General features: G+C 41.9%; 14 protein-coding genes and 1 tRNA gene. 11 read left to right on the forward strand and 4 right to left on the reverse strand.

All coding sequences use genetic code 11. The features are described from left to right. Window positions 1-36 precede the first annotated feature (36 nt). From BJI48_RS01200 to BJI48_RS01220, 6 genes are all read left to right on the forward strand, one after another. Entirely contained in the window at window positions 37-582 is a 546-nt protein-coding gene (locus tag BJI48_RS01200; RefSeq protein ID WP_095331087.1) for an acyltransferase, read from the forward strand. Next, window positions 572-1,675 carry a DegT/DnrJ/EryC1/StrS family aminotransferase gene (locus BJI48_RS01205; protein WP_095330986.1) on the forward strand — a complete coding sequence of 368 codons (1,104 nt, stop codon included), beginning with the start codon at window positions 572-574 and terminating at the stop codon, window positions 1,673-1,675. The genes BJI48_RS01200 and BJI48_RS01205 overlap by 11 nt, the downstream gene beginning before the upstream one ends. Window positions 1,676-1,686: 11 nt before the next feature. After that, window positions 1,687-1,836, forward strand: coding sequence for a hypothetical protein (locus BJI48_RS09380; protein WP_180763003.1), 150 nt, complete (start codon window positions 1,687-1,689; stop codon window positions 1,834-1,836). Window positions 1,837-1,924: 88 nt separating this feature from the next. Further along, window positions 1,925-3,256 carry a nucleotide sugar dehydrogenase gene (locus tag BJI48_RS01210; RefSeq protein WP_095330988.1) on the forward strand — a complete coding sequence of 444 codons (1,332 nt, stop codon included), beginning with the start codon at window positions 1,925-1,927 and terminating at the stop codon, window positions 3,254-3,256. Between the two features lie 139 nt (window positions 3,257-3,395). Then, window positions 3,396-3,470: transfer RNA gene (locus BJI48_RS01215), tRNA-Asn, on the forward strand. Between the two features lie 683 nt (window positions 3,471-4,153). Then, complete coding sequence (locus tag BJI48_RS01220; protein ID WP_095330989.1) at window positions 4,154-4,594, forward strand: copper resistance protein CopD; 441 nt, start codon at window positions 4,154-4,156, stop codon at window positions 4,592-4,594. 36 nt (window positions 4,595-4,630) lie between these two features. Here the strand turns inward: BJI48_RS01220 and prmC are convergent, their stop codons facing one another. Both prmC and BJI48_RS01230 read right to left on the reverse strand, forming a co-directional pair. After that, window positions 4,631-5,479, reverse strand: a complete 849-nt coding sequence (gene prmC, locus BJI48_RS01225; RefSeq protein WP_180763004.1) for a peptide chain release factor N(5)-glutamine methyltransferase — start codon at window positions 5,477-5,479, stop codon at window positions 4,631-4,633. 1 nt (window position 5,480) lies between these two features. Then, entirely contained in the window at window positions 5,481-6,695 is a 1,215-nt protein-coding gene (locus tag BJI48_RS01230) for a M48 family metallopeptidase (protein WP_095330993.1), read from the reverse strand. A 122-nt stretch (window positions 6,696-6,817) separates the two neighbouring features. On the opposite strand from BJI48_RS01230, the gene pyrG reads away from it, so the two are divergent. Genes pyrG through BJI48_RS01245 form a run of 3 tightly spaced genes read left to right on the forward strand, consistent with a single transcriptional unit; the run spans window position 6,818 to window position 10,934 of the window. After that, window positions 6,818-8,449, forward strand: coding sequence for a CTP synthase (glutamine hydrolyzing) (pyrG, locus tag BJI48_RS01235; RefSeq protein WP_095330995.1), 1,632 nt, complete (start codon window positions 6,818-6,820; stop codon window positions 8,447-8,449). Then, complete coding sequence (gene recJ / locus BJI48_RS01240; protein WP_095330997.1) at window positions 8,446-10,014, forward strand: single-stranded-DNA-specific exonuclease RecJ; 1,569 nt, start codon at window positions 8,446-8,448, stop codon at window positions 10,012-10,014. The genes pyrG and recJ overlap by 4 nt, the downstream gene beginning before the upstream one ends. Then, entirely contained in the window at window positions 10,002-10,934 is a 933-nt protein-coding gene (locus tag BJI48_RS01245) for an RluA family pseudouridine synthase (protein WP_095331000.1), read from the forward strand. The genes recJ and BJI48_RS01245 overlap by 13 nt, the downstream gene beginning before the upstream one ends. A 1,347-nt stretch (window positions 10,935-12,281) precedes the next feature. On the opposite strand, the gene BJI48_RS01255 is transcribed toward BJI48_RS01245, so the two are convergent. Both BJI48_RS01255 and BJI48_RS01260 read right to left on the reverse strand, forming a co-directional pair. Continuing rightward, the gene (locus BJI48_RS01255) at window positions 12,282-13,466 is read right to left on the reverse strand and encodes a phosphoethanolamine transferase (RefSeq protein ID WP_180763005.1); all 1,185 of its coding nucleotides are present in this window, start codon (window positions 13,464-13,466) and stop codon (window positions 12,282-12,284) included. 884 nt (window positions 13,467-14,350) lie between these two features. After that, the gene (locus BJI48_RS01260; protein WP_095331006.1) at window positions 14,351-15,946 is read right to left on the reverse strand and encodes an ATP-binding cassette domain-containing protein; all 1,596 of its coding nucleotides are present in this window, start codon (window positions 15,944-15,946) and stop codon (window positions 14,351-14,353) included. Between the two features lie 253 nt (window positions 15,947-16,199). Between BJI48_RS01260 and ccoG the strand changes: the two genes are divergently transcribed. Together ccoG and BJI48_RS01275 are read left to right on the forward strand one after the other, a co-directional pair. Further along, the gene (gene ccoG / locus BJI48_RS01265) at window positions 16,200-17,582 is read left to right on the forward strand and encodes a cytochrome c oxidase accessory protein CcoG (RefSeq protein WP_095331008.1); all 1,383 of its coding nucleotides are present in this window, start codon (window positions 16,200-16,202) and stop codon (window positions 17,580-17,582) included. Between the two features lie 393 nt (window positions 17,583-17,975). Further along, on the forward strand, window positions 17,976-18,911 hold the full coding sequence (locus tag BJI48_RS01275) for a bile acid:sodium symporter family protein (protein ID WP_095331012.1): 936 nt from the start codon (window positions 17,976-17,978) through the stop codon (window positions 18,909-18,911).

Genomic DNA, 18,911 nt, shown 5'->3' on the forward strand with positions numbered 1-18,911 from the left:
ATCCATCCCTCAAGCCTTATTCATCCTTCAAGCGTTATGGATAGCGATGTTTTGATCGGGCAAGATTGCAAGATTTGGCATTTTTGCCATATTTTGAGCGGGACACGTATCGGGCAAAACTGCTCGTTTGGGCAAAATTGTGTCATCGGACCGAATGTCAAAATCGGCAATGGTTGCAAAGTCCAAAATAATGTGAGCATTTATGAGGGCGTGGAATGCGAAGATGATGTATTTATCGGACCTTCGGTCGTTTTTACGAATGTGATTAACCCAAGGGCGTTTATCGTGCGAAAAAACGAATACAAAAAAACAACGCTGAAAAAAGGTTGCACTATTGGGGCAAATGCCACGATTGTTTGCGGGATAACCATCGGAGAATACGCCTTTGTAGGGGCTGGGGCGGTGGTGAGGGAAGCTGTCAAACCATTTGCATTAGTCGTAGGTATTCCCGCTAGGCAAATCGGCTGGGTGGATAAGGCAGGGAACAAGATGATTTTTGATAGCCAAAATCGCGCGATCGATAGCTATGATGGCAGGGAATACGTGCTTGTTGGCGATGAGATAAGAGCTTATGAAAATTGATTTTGCCAATCTAGCTAAAGCCCACGAGGAATATCAAAGCGAGATTGATGAAGCGATAAAAAGGGTGTTAGGGCGTGCTTGTTTTATTATGGGCGAAGAAGTGGCGTTATTTGAAGAAGAACTCAAGCATTTTATCGGCTCAAAGCACGCCATCACCTGTTCGAGCGGGACTTCTGCGATCTTGCTCGCACTGCTTGGAAGCGGGATTGGCAGGGGTGATGAGGTCATCACGACACCATTTAGTTTCATCGCTGCAGCTGAAATGATAGCCCTCATCGGTGCAAAGCCCGTATTTGTCGATATTGACCCCGATACATTCCACATTGACACCGCACAAATCCCAGCCCATATCACCCCAAAAACCAAAGCCATCATCCCTGTGAGCCTCTTTGGACTGCCTGCCGATATGGAAACCATCAACGCCATCGCAAAAGCGCATAATCTCATTGTCATCGAAGATGGGGCGCAGAGCTTTGGGGCAACTAGCACAAACCAAGCCGGCGTTTGCAAAAAAAGCCCCCATCACAGCGGGCTTGGTGTCACGAGCTTTTTCCCTGCGAAGCCTTTGGGGTGCTATGGCGATGGCGGGGCGGTGTTTTGCGATGATGACAGGCTAGCAGACAAAATCAGAGCCTTGCGAATCCACGGGCAAAGCAGGCGCTACCAACACGCACATATCGGTATTAATGCGAGGCTAGATAGCCTCCAAGCTGCGATTTTGAGAGTCAAACTCAAGCACTACCCCGCCCAAATCTCAAGACGCCAAAAAGTCGCCAAACTCTATGAAAAATACCTCGCAAATAAGCCCCTCGCCCGCCAAAAAATCCCAAAAAACACCCAAAGTGTGTATGCCCAATACGCCATCCTCTCCCCACACAGAGACAAGCTCGAAAAAAATCTCACCGCCCATCATATCCCCTATGCTATCCATTATCCCAAGCCCCTGCACCTGCAAGATTGTTTTGCGTATCTGGGCTATCAGGCGGGCGATTTTGAAGTTTGTGAGCGGGTCGCAAAACAAATCTTAAGCCTACCGATGAACCCGTATCTAAGCGAAGAAGAAATCGCGTTTATCTGTGAATGCGTAATTTAGAGGAACAAATAATGACCAAAACGATAGAATTTATTTCTAATAGACAAACGCAATTTGACTATGAAATGGTAACTTTAGGAGGAGGAGCGTTAAGCCAAAGCCAACTGCTTGGCTTTGGTAGCTCCGCACGGCGATTGCAATATGCGACAAAAGGAGCATAGCAATACGCCTAAACCTTAATTACTCGCCCGAAGTGGTCTTCAGGTTCGCTCAAAGCGAACCGAATCAACATAATGTTAAAGGAAAACAATGAACCACCAAACCATCGCCATTATCGGGCTGGGTTATGTCGGGCTACCTCTAGCGCTTGAATTTGGGAAGCGCTACCCCACGATAGGCTTTGATGTGAATGCCAAGCGAATCTGTGAGCTAAAAAATCGCCACGATAGCAATCTCCAAGCCAGCGATGAGGATTTTTTAAAGGCAAAATTTTTGCGTTTTTGCCACGAAGAAGACGGCATTCAAGACGCCCAAATCTATATCATCGCTGTGCCTACGCCTATCGATACTTACAAAAAACCCGATATTAGCGCATTGTTAAACGCCTCAAGTCTTGTGGGGAAATTTCTAAAAATCGGTGATATTGTCATCTATGAATCCACCACCTACCCGACTTGCACGGAGCAAAATTGCGTGCCTGTGCTGGAGGCAACGAGCGGTTTGGTTTATAATCAAGATTTTTTCGTGGGCTACTCACCCGAACGTATCAACCCCGGAGACCGCCAAAACACGCTCACCAACATCGTCAAAATCACCTCAGGTAGCACGCCAGCTGCCGCAAAACAAATCGATGCGCTCTATGCGTCCATCATCACCGCAGGCACGCACCTTGCCCCATCTATCAAGGTCGCAGAAGCCACCAAAGCCATCGAAAATGCCCAGCGAGACATCAATATCGCCTTGATGAACGAACTGGCTATCATCTTTGAACGCCTAGGAATCGACACGCAAGATGTCTTGGAAGCCGCACGCACGAAGTGGAATTTTTTGCCATTCACCCCCGGTCTTGTGGGCGGGCATTGTATCGGCGTGGATCCCTACTACCTCATCCATATCGCCGCTTCGTTTGGCTATCACCCCAAAATCATCGCCACAGGGAGATATATCAATGATTTAATGCCGGCTTTCATCGCCCAAAAAATGGTAAAACTCCTCTCAAAAAATGCCATCCCCGCACTCAATGCCAATATTTTGATACTCGGTGTCACATTCAAAGAAAACTGCCCAGATATTCGCAATTCCAAAATCCCTGAAGTCAGGCAGGAATTGCTTGATTTTGGTTGCAATGTCGCTATCTATGACCCGCTCGCAGACAAAAATGAAGTAAAGAAAATTTATGGCTTTGAGATGTTAGACACACCCGTTTGGGCAGAGCAAGAAGCGGGCAAAAAAACATCTAGCGAAACAACCAAAGCAACAATGATAGAAAAAACAGGCAAAAAAACCCGTTATGATGGGATTATCCTTGCAGTCGCACACAAAAGTTTTGAAACCATCAACCCGCACGAATTGCTCGGTGAAAACGGCGTGATTTATGACCTCAAAGGCTTTTTTGGGCGCAAGGCGCACGCAAGATTGTAGGCTAAAACCATTGATTTTAAGGCTTTTGCCATCGATTTACGATGGGGTTTTAAGGTTTTAAAGTTAGCTTGAAATAGGCTTGACTTATATTTTAAAATAACTTATAATTTCACTTCTCAAAACAAAAACCGACAGATATTCCAGATTAGCTCAGCGGTAGAGTAGGCGGCTGTTAACCGCTTGGTCGTAGGTTCGAATCCTACATCTGGAGCCACATTTACTTTTTTTCCTATCTTTTCATTATATATTATTACTTTTTAGAACCTTTCAGATTCACTATTTACGATGTTTTAGGTGATTTTTGTAAAAATAATTTACGTATCATAATATATACAAATTTGAAAAAATGGTTACTAAAGTGGTTACTTTTTTGATACAACCTTGTAATGTCTTATTCTTGCAACCACTTGAGATGATTATTCCGATTAGCACCAGATAGCATTTATAAATGTTTCCATAAATTCAAATTGGTCATAAGTTCGTATCCTACATCTGCCACCACCATTACTTTTTAGAACCTTTCAGATTCACTATTTACGATGTTTTAGGTGATTTTTGTAAAAATAATTTACGTATCATAATATATACAAATTTGAAAAAATGGTTACTAAAGTGGTTACTTTTTTGATAGATAGGCGATTTTGATAGTTTTTGCCACCCTTGCCACCGACTTTCTTGCGACTTTTGGAGTGATATTTACCCAACACATTAATGCCAGATCGAGTCGATATAAACACAAATTTTAAATCCCAAACTCTATAAATAAAATTTTATTTTTTCTGGATTCTGATATAATTTTATAGATTTTTGGCTCGATTCACGTTGTGAATCTAAAAGACCACTCGCGCGAACTTAGCCTATCAACGGGCGGGTCAGCTTCATTTCTAAAGGAAAAATATGCAAACAATTTACCCCTTTGTCCTCACTATCCATTTGATTTGTGCGATCATCTTTTTAGGATATTTGTTTTTTGATGTTTTTATTTTCCCAAATATCGAAAAAAAATTCGGGATCAAAATAGCCAAAAAGGCTGGCAATGCTATAGGGGAAAGGGGCACAAAGATTATGCCTATCTGTGTTTTGTTGCTCATCTTAACCGGTGGGATGATGATAAGCAGTTACATCGGCAAAGATATGGGTTATTTCAACTCAAATCTCCAAAAGTTTCTTATACTAAAAGTAATATTTGCACTTGGTATTTTTATAATGGTTTTTATTTCTTTAAGTTATAAATTTATCTTGAAAAAACCCAGCCCCATAGGTAAAATCATTCATCCCGTAGCGCTTTTGTTAGGATTTTTCATCGTCGTTTTGGCAAAAATGATGTTTTATGCCTGAAAGCCAAGCTATCAAAAAAATATGACAAATGCGAAGCTAGTTTTTAAGCTCAGCAACAAACCCCCGATCTAGCCCGTTATAATCCTGATAAAAATCACCCTGATACCCAAATGCCAAAAGGCAGGCTTCCAAGCGTTCTTTTTGGTCATAGCCCATCTCACAAGCCAAAAATCGAATCCCTCTTTGCGCCCCAAATTCGATGATGGATTGCAACACTTCATCACCCACAACCCCGCCAAACAAAGCGGTGTCTGGCTCATAACGCACATTTTTTGGCAATGCGTAATCATTGGCGATATAAGGTGGATTGGAAACCAAAAGCTCGGGCGATTTTTGCACACCTCCCAACAGATCTGCACACACCAAATCAATGCGGTCTTTGAGATTATTACCTACCCCAAAGGCATTGAGATTGATTTGTGCGACTGCAAGGGCTTCTTCTGAAATATCGCTCGCAATGATGGAAATATCTGGGCACAAAAGCGCAAGCATAATCGCAATCGCCCCACTCCCTGTGCCTATCTCACCAATGTCAGAAATCCCCTCCGACACAATCAATGCTTGGACTTTTTGGACCAACAACTCCGTTTCTGGTCTAGGAATCAAAACCCGATTATCGACATAAAATGTCTCACCAAAAAAATTCGCCCTCCCAACGATATATTCGATGGGTTCGCCTTGACTTCGCCGATGGACACATTCCATCAGTTTATCAAAATCGCTTGGTTTGATCTTGCGTTCGCCCCACGTATGCAACCATTCACGCGTAGTATCTAGCACAAAGCCCAAAAGCATTTCCGCCTCAAGACTTACACGAATCTCCGAACCAAACTCAGAATGTAAAAGCTCTCTTTTAGCGTATTGGAGGGCTTTTAGGATATTCAATTCATTTCTCCATATGATAATCTAATGCCTCAAGCCGTTTGAGTAGTGGCGGGTGGGTGTAGTAGAAAAATATATACGCAGGGTGCGAACAAGGGAATGCCTTGTTTTCATTCACGATACGTATCAAGGCTTCTGCCAAAGAATATTTGCTCGTCAAACTCGCGCCAAATTCATCGGCTCGGTATTCAGCCTTGCGACTAAAAAACCCCATAACTGGCATTGCCAAAAACGAAATCACTGGGCTAATAAGGAGCAAAAATGTAATCGTAGCCGCAGGGTTTGCTGGCACACCCATCGCCTCAAAAATACTTTGCGGGAGATTCCCTACGATAAAAAAGACGATAAACAAAAGAACCCCGACTATTAAAATATTTTTCAAAATATCTTTATGCTTGAAATGCCCCAATTCGTGTCCCAAAATCGAGAGCAATCCCTCTTGAGAGACTTTTTGGAGCAATGTATCAAATAGGACCACCCGCTTGGATTTGCCCAACCCACCAAAATACGCATTCAGCCTGCCATCTCGCTTGCTGGCATCCACGATGAAAATCCCGCTACTTTTAAAGCCCACTTTCACCATCATCGCTTCGATTTTTTCTCTCAAAACATCATCATTTAGCGGGGTGAATTTATTAAAAATCGGGGCAATCAAGATAGGATAAAGCACATTAGTCAAGATAGCAAAAGCAAAAATCAAAACAAAACCCGCAAACCACCAATACGAAAAATGATCCATCACAACAAGCAACAAAAACACGATAATCCCCCCGATAACGAGCAACATCGCAAACCCCTTGATGGTGTCTTTGATAAACAATCCCAAGGTGCTTTTGCTAAAGCCAAATTTTTTATCAAGGACCATTGTCGTATAAAAACCTATCGGCAGAGAAATCACAGACCCTACGCACAAAAATACCAAAACAAAACATAAAGAACGGATGGTTTCAGAAAAATCAAGCGAGTTAAGGAAATTTCCAAGCATCCAAAAGCCAATAGTAACCCAAAACAAAAAAACGATAAATTCAATCACGCTCGAAATGATGGAGACTTTCAACTTTGCGAGTGAATATTCGCCGGCTTCACGATAATCTTTTGGCGACAAAATTACTGGGGGTTGCTCCATCCTAAACCGAATATACCGAAACTGCAGACAAGCCAAAATAATGCTTGGCAGTGTATAAAAAACACCAAATATCAAAGCTAATAAATAAAGCATCCTACCACCCAATATTTTTTAAATGAGATGAATTTTACATTAAAAGCATAAATCTAACCGAAATTAAATCACTTTTAACCGCATTTTGACTAAGATACTGCAAAAATTTCGTGAGAAAAACAATGAAACAAACAAAATATATATTCGTTACTGGCGGGGTGCTAAGCTCGCTTGGAAAAGGCATATCCTCATCTTCGATCGCCACATTGTTGCAACATTCAGGCTTTGAAGTCTCGATTTTAAAAATCGATCCATATATCAATGTCGATCCCGGCACGATGAGCCCCCTAGAGCACGGCGAAGTATTTGTTACATTTGATGGGGCAGAGACCGACCTTGACATCGGGCATTACGAAAGATTTTTGAATAAAAATTTCTCCAAACAAAATAACTTCACCACCGGGCAAATCTATCTCTCTGTGATCGAAAACGAACGCCACGGCAAGTATCTAGGCAAAACGATCCAAATCGTCCCTCACATCGTCGATGAAATCAAAAATCGGATCAAAGTCGCTGGGATAGGGAGTGATTTTTTGATTATTGAGCTTGGTGGCACTGTCGGGGATATGGAGGGAATGCCGTATTTAGAGGCAATGCGCCAGATGAAGCACGAGCTTGGGGGCGATTTGGTTATTAGCATTCACGTTACCCTTATCCCGCTGATCAAGGCTGCTGGAGAACTCAAAACCAAGCCAACCCAGCACTCAGTCCAAGAACTCAGGCGCATTGGGATTTCCCCGCAAATCATTTTGGCACGCTGTGAAAAGCCCCTCAGCAAGGAACTCAAAAAAAAGCTCGCTTTGAGTTGCGATGTCGATGATGATAGCGTGATTGTCGCTGAAGATGCCGAAAGCATTTACAAATGCCCGATGAATTTCCTCAAAGAAGATATCCTCACCCCGATTGCTAGGCGATTCAAACTTGGCGAGCTCAAGCCCAAAATGGATGAATGGGACATATTAGTCAAAAAAATCATCTCCCCAAAAGATGCAATCACCATCGGATTTGTCGGTAAATATCTCAGCCTCAAAGAATCTTATAAATCCCTCATAGAAGCCCTCACGCACGCTGGGGCAAATACCGATGTGGGCGTGCATATCAAATGGATTGATAGCGAAACGCTTTCTTCTGAAACCATTTTAGAACTCCAAGATGTCGATGGGATACTCATACCAGGCGGGTTTGGAGAAAGGGGCGTGCGGGGCAAAATCGAAGCGATCAAATACGCTAGAGAAAACAAAATCCCGTTTTTGGGGATCTGTCTGGGAATGCAACTCTCCATCATCGAATTTGCCCAAAACGTCTTGGGAATCCCTGATGCCAATTCCACAGAATTTGACGCTCAAACCAAAAACCCGGTTGTGTATTTGATTGAGGATTTTATCGACCAGCAAGGCAAAGAACAGATCCGCACCCACCAATCCCCGATGGGCGGGACAATGCGACTGGGTGAATACGAATGCAATATCGCACCAAACACCAAACTAGCCCGTGCCTACCACAACCAACGCACCATCAAAGAACGCCATCGCCACCGATATGAAGCCAATCCTAAATACAAAAAAAATCTCGAAGACAATGGGATGATCATCAGCGGGGAATCCCCAAATGGGCTGATTGAAGCGATAGAAATCAGCGATCATCCCTTTTTTGTCGCCGTGCAGTTCCACCCCGAATTTACCTCCAGATTGCAAAATCCCAACCCCATCATCTTGGAATTTGTCAAAAAAACATTGACATTACAAAATAAATGAATTTTATCAGCAAACAAGAGATAGAAAATGCCCTTTCAAGGCGCTTTAGAGATGATAGATTCACTTCATTGCAACAACTCCCTCACCCCTATGAACTCAAAGACGCCAAAAAAGCTGCCGCCCTCATCACAAAAGCCATCAAAAAAAATCAAAAAATCCTTGTCGTAGGGGATTACGATGTCGATGGTATCACATCTTGCGTGATTATGGCACGATTTTTTCGGCTCATTGGCTACCAAAACTTTGCCTACATTATCCCCAATCGCTTCAATGATGGCTATGGTATCAGCAAAACCATCGTAGAAAAAAATCCCGCCGAGCTTGTCATCACCGTCGATAATGGTATCAGTGCGTTTGAAACCGGAGAATACTGCAAAAAGCACCATATCCCTTTTATCATCACCGATCACCACACCATCAAAGACAAGCTCCCCACCGCTGATGCGATCATCAATCCCCAACAAACCGATTGCCCCTTTCCCCAAAAAGAAGTCTGCGGGGCAACGCTCGCTTGGTATCTCTGCAATGCTATCAAGCTAGAAATGGGGCTAGAGATTTCGCTCTCTGGGTTGCTTGATTTGGTCTGTATCGCCACGATTGCCGATATGATGCCACTACTTAAAATCAACAAAATCCTTGTAAAAGCCGGGCTAAAAAAATTCATCACTTCGCCCTTAGCACCCAACCAAATACTCAAAAACTTTGTTAAAACCAAAACGCTGACCGCCCAAGACATCGCCTACTCTATCGCCCCGCTCATCAATAGTTCGGGGAGAATGGGTGATGGGAATCTTGCAGCAAGATTCTTGCTCGCTAATGATGAAAAAACCGCCCAAAGCCTTTTTTTGGAGCTTAAAGCGCTCAATGAAGCCAGAAAACAAACCGCACAAAATATCCTTGAACTCGCACAAAATACGCCACTAGTGGGAAAAAACTGCGTCATCGCCTATGGCAAAGATTGGCACGAAGGCGTTCTTGGCATTGTCGCTGCCAATCTTGCCAACACCCACCACAAGCCCGCCATTGTGCTGAGCCAAAAAGATAACACCCTCAAAGGTAGCGCACGTAGCTATGGCGATATTAATCTGATCGGAGCGCTCCAAGCACATTCGGGCTATTTCACGCAATTTGGCGGGCACGCCAAAGCCGTTGGCCTGCAAATCGAACACAAAAATCTGGAATCATTTTTTGAAGCTTTCAGGGATTTTGAAATGCCCCGTTTAAAAGAAAAAGAGCCTGATGAGGATTTGGGTATCTTAGACCCTTGTGATATTGATGATGAACTCCTTAGCATATTGGAGCGATTTGAACCCTATGGGCAGGGCAACCCACAGCCAAGCTTTTTGTGCGAAAACCTCACCATTACATCCGCTAAAAACCTCAAATCACGCCACCAGCAGTTGGAATTTCATATCGCTTCACGCAAACAAAAAGCGATGGCGTTTTTTTGCGAAACATTCTATCAAGCCAATGACGCAGTCAATATCCGCTTCAATCTCCAACGAGATGGCTTCAGCAATGCCCCGCTAATGATTTTAAAAACCATCATAAAATGCCCTTTGTAACCAAAGATTTCACGCTCCATTCCCCCAAAAAATCCTTTTTGTTCGTGATGGAAGTGCTAGGTTGCACGCAAAAAGAAGCCCAAAGGCATTTAGACAAACAACGCCTCAGGCAAAACAATCTCCCTATCGGAAAATCCCAAACCATCGCAGGAAACGTTACGCTGACATATTTTAGCCCCACTCTTGTGAAGCTTGAGCCGATTTTTGTTACGCCGTTTTTTGCCATCTATGACAAACCGCCCAAAATGCTCATCCACCCAAAGGGCTATTTTGAACACCTTACGCTTTCTGATGCGTTCAAATCAGACTTTGGAAAAGAGGCAAACCCCGTCCATCGGCTCGATTATGAAACCAGCGGGCTGGTGATGATTAGCAGAAAAAAGCGTTATGAAGCCTCACTCAAAGCCTTATTTGCAAAAAAACAAGTTCAAAAGCAATATTTTGCCCAAGTCCTTGGGAGGGTGCGAATGCCCCAAACCATCGATCTCCCCATCTGTGTGCCACAGCGTGCGGATAGGCATACCGATTTGGGTATCCGTTGCAAAATATCTCCCGATGGTAAAAGATCCATCACCCAAATCACGCCTATCTTCTATGATGCGCCCTCAGATACGACCTTGCTCAATGTCATCCCCATCACTGGCAGAACCCATCAAATCCGAATCCATCTCTGCCATATCGGACACAAAATCATCGGGGATTGTCTCTATGGTGTCAGCGATGAGGTGGCTAGGGATTATTTAGCCCAAAAAAAGCAGGCTCAAGACAAAACACCGACCCTAATGTTGCACGCCCATAGCTTAAGTTTTGCCTATAATAATGTAAGCTACCACATCACAAGCAACCGCACCAAAAACACGCAATCATCACGCTTTCAAGATTTTTTACAATGGAAACGAGTTGGGGCTTTGCTCCCGTGAGTGGTTGCTAGATTTGTTTTTAACAAACCGAGTTCAAAGCTAATAAAAACGGGCTGATGAGGCAAACGATAGCTTGACCATAACCCCATTCTTTAGGAATGGAGACAGGCTTTGCCTCTCGGTTTGGTCTTCAGATTCAGTTTAAAGAACTGAATCGAGTAAAAAATAGATGAGCCGGTCTTCAGGTTTGTTTTCAGACAAACCGAGTGGAAAAATAATATTTTTCTTTTTCAACAAAAGGAGTTATCCCACCCCTAACCTGCCGTCTGCTATGCCCTTGCGGGCATATACGCATCGGCGTGCGAGGCTAGTGAAGCCAAGCAGTTGGCTTCACCTTTACGCCTCTCCCCCAATTAACCCACGAAAAGAATAAGCCTCCGTTCCTTTTCGGCTCAAATATTTATCGATGGGAGGGGAAGTCGCTTGCTTGTGTCCTTTAGGAACAGGAGGAGCATTAAAAAAAGATAACTGCTTATCTTTTTTAGCTCCGCACGGCGATTGCGATGTGCGACTATCAGGAGCATACCGGACGCCCAAACCTTAATTGCTTGCCCGAAATGGTCTTCAGGTTTGCTACAAACAAACCGAGTAAGCAAAATGAAAACCTTAAAAACCTATTTCCAACGCACAAGCGTAGCTTGGGTGTGAAATGATTACTTTAGGAGCGAACACCGATTCAATCGGTGGTAGCGGTCTTCAGATTCGGGCTTTAACCCGAATCGATTTCAAATTAATGAGGCTTACGCCTTTTAAGGGGAAGGGGGGCTAGCCGTATGCTATGCTCCTATCGGAGCATAAACACATCGGCGTGCGAGGCTAGTGAAGCCAAGCAGTTGGCTTCACCTTTACGCCTCTCCTTACGAAGTCCGCCCAGATGGGCGGGTGGGTCAAATTCCCCTCAACAACCCTTTCCCCCTGACCCGCTCCCTTAGTTGATAGGGTGAAAGTGCGTAGCTGGCTGGGTTTGTTGGTGGATAAGATTAAATACCTTAGAAAACGGGTTGATGACGAAGTGAACGCCGTCATAACCCTGAACTTTAGCAGCGTTTGGGGGCTTTGCCTTGCGAAGCGGTCTTCAGATTCAGTTTGCAAAACTGAATTGAGTAGAAAATAATGTTTTTGGTCTTCCACCTTTTTATTTTTTTTATTATGCAGGGGGCGGGTTTTACTTGGCAAGCTACCCGCCCCCTTCCTAAAACCTCTTTGGATGGGCGGGTGAAAATCCTTTAGGAGCGAGCGGGATTACTCCTGTGAGTGGTCTTCAGATTCGATTTATCGAATCAAGTAAAAAATAGATGAGCCGGTCTTCAGATTCGCTTGCGGATCAAGTAGAAATAGGAAAACCACCTACCGCTTGCCATCATAGTTCATATTGTCGCAAAAAATTCGCTTGCGTTTTTCATCAAAATCAGGGCTAAAAATATTCTTGCTAGCAACATTATCCTGAGTTTCTATTCCCACCAACGGCAAAAAAGACTCGATAAAATCATCAGTCATAAAGGGTTTATGCAAGGCATTTTTTATCATTTTTATTTTTTCGGGATGTTTTTGGATAAAAGTCTTGGTAACATAGATCAAAAAAGGAATCTCAACGCCGTATTTTGTGCAAGCGTGTCCGACTGAATGGCGACTTTGAAAAATATCTTGGGCGTGATCGCTCAAATAAAAAATAATCGCATCACGATCATCAAAAAGTTCAAAAATATTTTTCAAAACTTCATCGGTATAGGCGATGGAATTGATATAGTCATCAATAATTTGTATATCTTTTTCCTTTCCAAAAAATCCAAAATGAAAATTTTTTAAATCAATATCTTTTGTCTGAAAAATCTTATCTTTTGCAGGGTATCTGTCTTGATAGTTTGGATGCGAACCCATCAGATGAAAAATAACAAAATTTTTATTATCTAAAAAGCTTTTATTTTTATTATAGGTATCCAACAATGCCCCATCAAAAGCACCACTACGCTCATAAATCCCCTTATCGGCTCGTTGCATTAACAAATCTTGAGAATTTCGATAAAAGCTTTCTTTATCTTGATTGGATAGCCAGAGCGTTTTATAACCTGTTTGTCGCATAATATCTAAAAGATTCATTTTCTCATACCAGGGGGTATTTTTATTTTCATAATCACTAAAAGTCAAAAGTCTTTTAAATACTTCATTCGTGCTGGCATAAGGGCTGATAACATCATCAAAAACAAACAATTCTCCAGCATTTTTGTTCTTGTTGATAGCGCTTAGATTGGGCGTGGTGTCGGGTGAATAGCCATAAATTCCCATAAAATTTTTTGAGGCACTTTCACCAATGACAAGCACAATATCTGGAATATTGGAATCATTTTTTAACAAATAGGTTTTGAAATTTTTAAGCTGAACTTCCAAAAATTTTGAACCATCAAGGTAGCCCTCCATCTGATTTTTTGCTACCAACACAGAATAAAAAATATTACTCACATTAACATATTTTGCGAGCTTTTCTAATGTATGAAATTTATGGGATGTGCCTCTGATATAATCCCGTATTGACAATCCTCCTAAAACAATCAACGCAATTCCAAGAAATATGGAAACAAAAATTTTATTTATTTTAATATTAAAATCTTTTTTACTACAAAAAATATAAATACAAATGCCCGAATAAAATAGTATAAAAATAATATTTTTTGGCATTGAAAAATAAAATGTTAAAAACCCTTTGGCTTCATTTTGTTGTGTCCCTAAAAATATCCTAGCCGTTGGAACAGAAATCTCGATATTAAAATTTAAAATGCAAAATAAATCAATAAAACCCACAAACATACAAAAAATAATAATCAAATCTCTTAAAAAATTTCTTATTTTTTTGTATTTTATAAAATCCAAAATAAGATAAATTAATAATATAAAAATAAAACTATAAAGGATTGTTTGAGTATATTTGTTTATTTTTGAAAATGGGGCTAAAAAAACACATATAGTATTAATTAAAACAAACACACAAAATTTCTTATCCAAAACCACCACATATCCTTAATTATGAAAAATATATTTTAAGTTTATATTATAACATAATAAATTCTAGGATATTTTAAGTTCCGATAAGATTTCAAAGATATTTGAAGATTCTGTATATTTTATGACATAAAGCCTATAAAAATGGGGGTTTTGGTGATTTTTAAAAAATATTATTAAATAAATCATTATTTATTTAAGTCTGGATAATACTTCAGCAATCTTCTGCTTAATTTGTTTAAAAACAAATTAAGCAGAAGATTGCCACACAGGGAGCAAATCCCTGCTTTATTCCTTAAAGTATTTAGAGGCGGATTAAAGAATAGATTACAAAAGTTTCAAAGATTTTTATTTTGCCCATCAAATGCACAAACCCAATCTAAAAATTTAGACCAAAAATAAGCGCTTTTGATTGCGGGATTTTACCGCTGCAAATATTCTTCATAACTACCTTTGAAATCGACTAGTTTCGCCCCATTTTCGCTAGGAACAAGCTCGATAATCCGATTGGCATACGCATCGATAAGTTCGCGGTCGTGGCTCACACAAATCACGCACCCTTCAAATTTATAAAGCGCCTCGCCCAAAGCGATAATGGATTCAAGATCAAGATGATTTGTCGGCTCATCAAGCACCAAAAAATTCCCACCCTCAAGCATCAGTTTTGAAAGCACCATCCGATGTTTCTCGCCCCCACTCAAGGCATTGATACTCTTTTCTTGCTCCTCGCCACTAAAGAGCATTCGCCCCAAGCTATTCCTGATCTCACCTGATTCTATTTTTTTGTCAAATCCCCGCAACCACTCATAAAGGCTTTCTTCGCCTTTGATTTCTTCGCTCACATTCTGAGGGAAATACCCCCTTTGCACCGTTGCCCCCCATTTCACCCCGCCACTATCGGGCGAAAGCTCCTCAACCAGGATCTTACACAGCGTGCTTTTGCCTACACCATTAGGTCCGATGATAGCGATTTTATCTCCGGGCAGGACCTTGATACCCACATTTTCTAGCACAACACGCCCATCATAGCTTTTTGAAATCCCCTCACACTCCAAAGCCTCGTTGCCAATGGGGCGCTTGGGCTTAAAAACTATGCTGGGATCACGCCGAGTGGAAACCGCCAAACTCTCAATGTTGAGCTTTTCAAGCTGTTTTTGGCGGGATGTGGCTTGCTTGGCTTTAGATGCATTGGCAGAAAATCGTGCGATAAAGGTCTCTAATTCCTCTTTTTCTTTGAGTTTTTTATTCCGCATTGCTTCTTGTTGCTTTGCAATAATCGTCGAAGCGATATACCAATCATCATAATTCCCGCTAAACTCCCGCACAGTGTGGAAATCCATATCCAAAATATGCGTGCAAACCGCATTCAAAAAATGCCTGTCGTGACTGATTACTACCATCGTGCCTTCGTGGCGCTTGAGATTTTCTTCTAGCCAGCCAATCGAGTGCAAATCCAGATTGTTTGTCGGCTCATCAAGCAACAAAATATCGGGCTTGGGAAAAAGCACTTGTGCAAGCAAAATCTTAAACTTATCCCCGCCGGTGAGCGTTTTCATCAGCTCGGTATGCTTGGATGCCTCAAAGCCCAAATCCTCCAAAATCTTTTCGATAACAACCTCGTGCTCATACATCGGATCTTCTTCAGCACAGATGATTTCAAGCTCACCCAAACGTTCATTGACCTTTTCATCGCTCAAATCACCCGTTTCATAAAGATGTTCTTTTTCTTTGAGGGCTTCATAAAGCCGTTTGTTCCCTATCAAAACAGCGTCTTTGAGGCTCAAATCCTCAAACGCATACTGGTCTTGCCCCAAAACCCCAAGCCTTAGCCCTGATTCGATGATGACCTCCCCGCTACTGGGTTCATAGACACCACTTAGGATTTTCAAAAACGTGCTTTTACCCGCACCATTAGCCCCGATAAGCCCGTATCGCTTGTTTTTATCCAGCTTGATGGAGACATTTTCAAAAAGTTTTTTACTCGCATAACGCATAGTCAGATTGATGGTTTGTAGCATATAAAGTCCCTTGTTTAAAATTTAAAATACTTTCATCAAATTTTACCAAAACTAGTGGGGATAATTTGAATTTCAAGACAAAAGTTATACAATACAAGCTGTCTGGATTCGATTGCACCCAAACAACATCGAAACTAACCAACATTAGAAGTAAATTGCCCAAAAAATCGGACACACAACAGGTTATGATGATTTCAAGCGGTTTTTCACGATTATCGCTAAAGCCCTGTGCGTCCCACATAAGGAGAGATAAATGGACACACTTCGGAGTATTTTTTATCGGAAAAAACGTTATTTTGTCTATACCATCATCACATTGATTGCCATCAGTCTGCCTTTTATCACGATCAATGGCAATCATATTTTTTTGCTATCGTTTGATCATATGGAATTTCACCTCCTTGGGGTTGTTTATAATGTCCAGCAACTCTATTTGCTACCTTTTTTGCTCATTATTTTATTTGTGGGTGTGTTTTTTATGACAACCTTAGGGGGGCGGATTTGGTGTGGGTGGAGTTGCCCACAGACGATATTTCGTGTGATTTATCGTGATCTTATCGAGACCAAAATCCTCAAACTCCGCAAAAAAATCTCTAACAAACAAGAAAAGCCTAAATTCAACCAATTCAGCAATGATGTCAAAAAAATCATCGGGATTATTATGTTTGCTTTCATCGCATTGATGGCTGCAGCGGTATTTTTGTTTTATTTTGTCCCACCAGAGGATTTTTTTGCCTATCTTGCCTCCCCGCTCGATCATAAAGTATTGCTAGCATTTTGGCTCTGCATTGCGGGGTTTTTGATCTTTGATATTACATTTATCGCTGAAAATTTCTGCATTTATATGTGCCCATATGCCCGTATCCAATCTGTGCTTTATGATGATGATACCATCACAGCGATTTATGATGAAAAGCGTGGCGGTCCTATCTACACCCCAGCAGGAGAAAAAATCCCTCTCCCACCACAAAAACGTGATAGCAACGCTGAATGTATCAACTGCGAAAAATGCGTGCGTGTCTGCCCTACGCACATCGATATTCGCAAAGGAATGCAACTTGAATGTATCAATTGTCTTGAATGTGTCGATGCCTGCACAAGCGTGATGGGTAAGCTTGGCAAACCCTCGCTGATTGGCTGGATTTCACCCAATGCCCTTGAGAGCAAAACCAAAGTCAGATATTTCCGATTCAAAACCATTGGCTACATCATCGTGCTGGGACTTGTTTTTGCCCTGCTCGTAGCGATGGGAGGCAAAAAGGAACAAATGCTCCTCAACATCAGTCGCACCACCGAACTCTATGAAATCCGAAGCCAAAATATCATTGACAATGATTATGTCTTTTTGTTTCAAAATACCGACAAAGTTAATCACCGCTATGCTTTCAGGATTAAAAATCGTGATGATATTGAGATTATGCGCCCTAAAGGGGAGATCCCGCTTTCTGCGGGGGCAAAAATCAGGGAAGTAGTAATTCTCCGAGCCAGAGCACCTCTTGGGGATAATGCCAACCACGACCTTACTATCCCTATTACCATCGAAGCATTTGCGACTGATGATCCGGAGAAAATCCGCATTGAGCGAAAAACCGTCTTTGTCTATCCGCGTGCTGATGTTATCAAAAAACACCAATAAGAGGCGTGCAGAGGGGCTTCATTGCTCCATTGTTTTTTTACACCATTTAGGTTAAAACCCAAATCCAAAAACCACTTTTTGGGGGCAAAACTTGCCTCCTACAAATCAATTCAAAAACACATCGCACTGCACGCACGATTGAATCGATTGGGTAAAAGCAAATTTAAACCAAAACCCCATAAATTACCATCAAGGAAAAAAATAAATCGAGGCAAGCCCTTGCATACCCACACCATCAAAAAATACTTTATCAATAAAATATTTTATTATTTTTATTATGATGACAAGCAAAGTCTTTGTTATAATCACATTTTTAAAATTAGTTTTGATTTGTCTTGACTTATTTGCATTCAAAAAAAAACAAGCCCAAGACAAATCCACAAAGGGATCGCTGTGGAGTTTTTAAGAAAATGTGCCGTGTTTTCGGGACGATATTTGGCACTCATCGTGGTGATTTTGAGTGCTTTGGCGTTGTTTTTACCCCAATATTTTACATTTATCAGACCATCGTTTATCACGCCTTTGCTCGGGGTGATTATGTTTGGGATGGGGCTGTGTATCAAGGCAAATGATTTTAAACTCTTGTTTTTGAAGCCAAAAGCCGTCCTCATTGGCGTGTTAGCACAATTTATCGTGATGCCTTGCTTGGCATTTGTTTTGGTGAAGATTTTTGGCTTAAGCGTCGAGCTTGCCCTCGGTGTGATACTTGTTGGGGCGTGTCCGGGAGGGACATCTTCAAATGTCATCACCTACCTTTCTAAGGGCGATGTGGCACTTTCTGTGGCGATCACAAGTTGCACGACCTTGCTTGCACCCATCATCACGCCCCTACTCATCTATCTGCTAGCCAATCAGAGTGTGGCAGTAGATACGTGGGGTATGTTTCTCTCCATCATTGAAGTCATTTTGCTCCCTATTATTTTGGGCGTGCTAATTCACAAGGTTTTCCCAAACTTTTCGAAGCGTTTTGAGGAGATTTTGCCATTGATTTCTACGATTGGCATTGTGGCGATCGTCACTTCTATCGTGAGTGCGAACGCCCAAAAATTGCTAACAAGCGCTACGACGATTTTGCTCGTGGTAATGTTGCATAATGTATTGGGCTATCTGGCTGGATTTGTTATCGCACGATTGATGGGGTTTTCCCTCGCACAAATCAAAGCGATTTCCATTGAAGTAGGGATGCAAAATTCTGGATTAGCTGCCTCGCTAGCTGTGAGCCATTTTGCTATTTACCCCCTTGCAGCGGTCCCAGCAGCGATTTTTAGCGTCTGGCACAATGTCTCAGGTAGCCTGCTTGCAAGCGTGTATAGCAAAATCAAAGGCTGA

Origin of the sequence: Helicobacter sp. 11S02596-1 (assembly GCF_002272825.1) — a bacterium.
GTDB lineage: Bacteria > Campylobacterota > Campylobacteria > Campylobacterales > Helicobacteraceae > Helicobacter_J.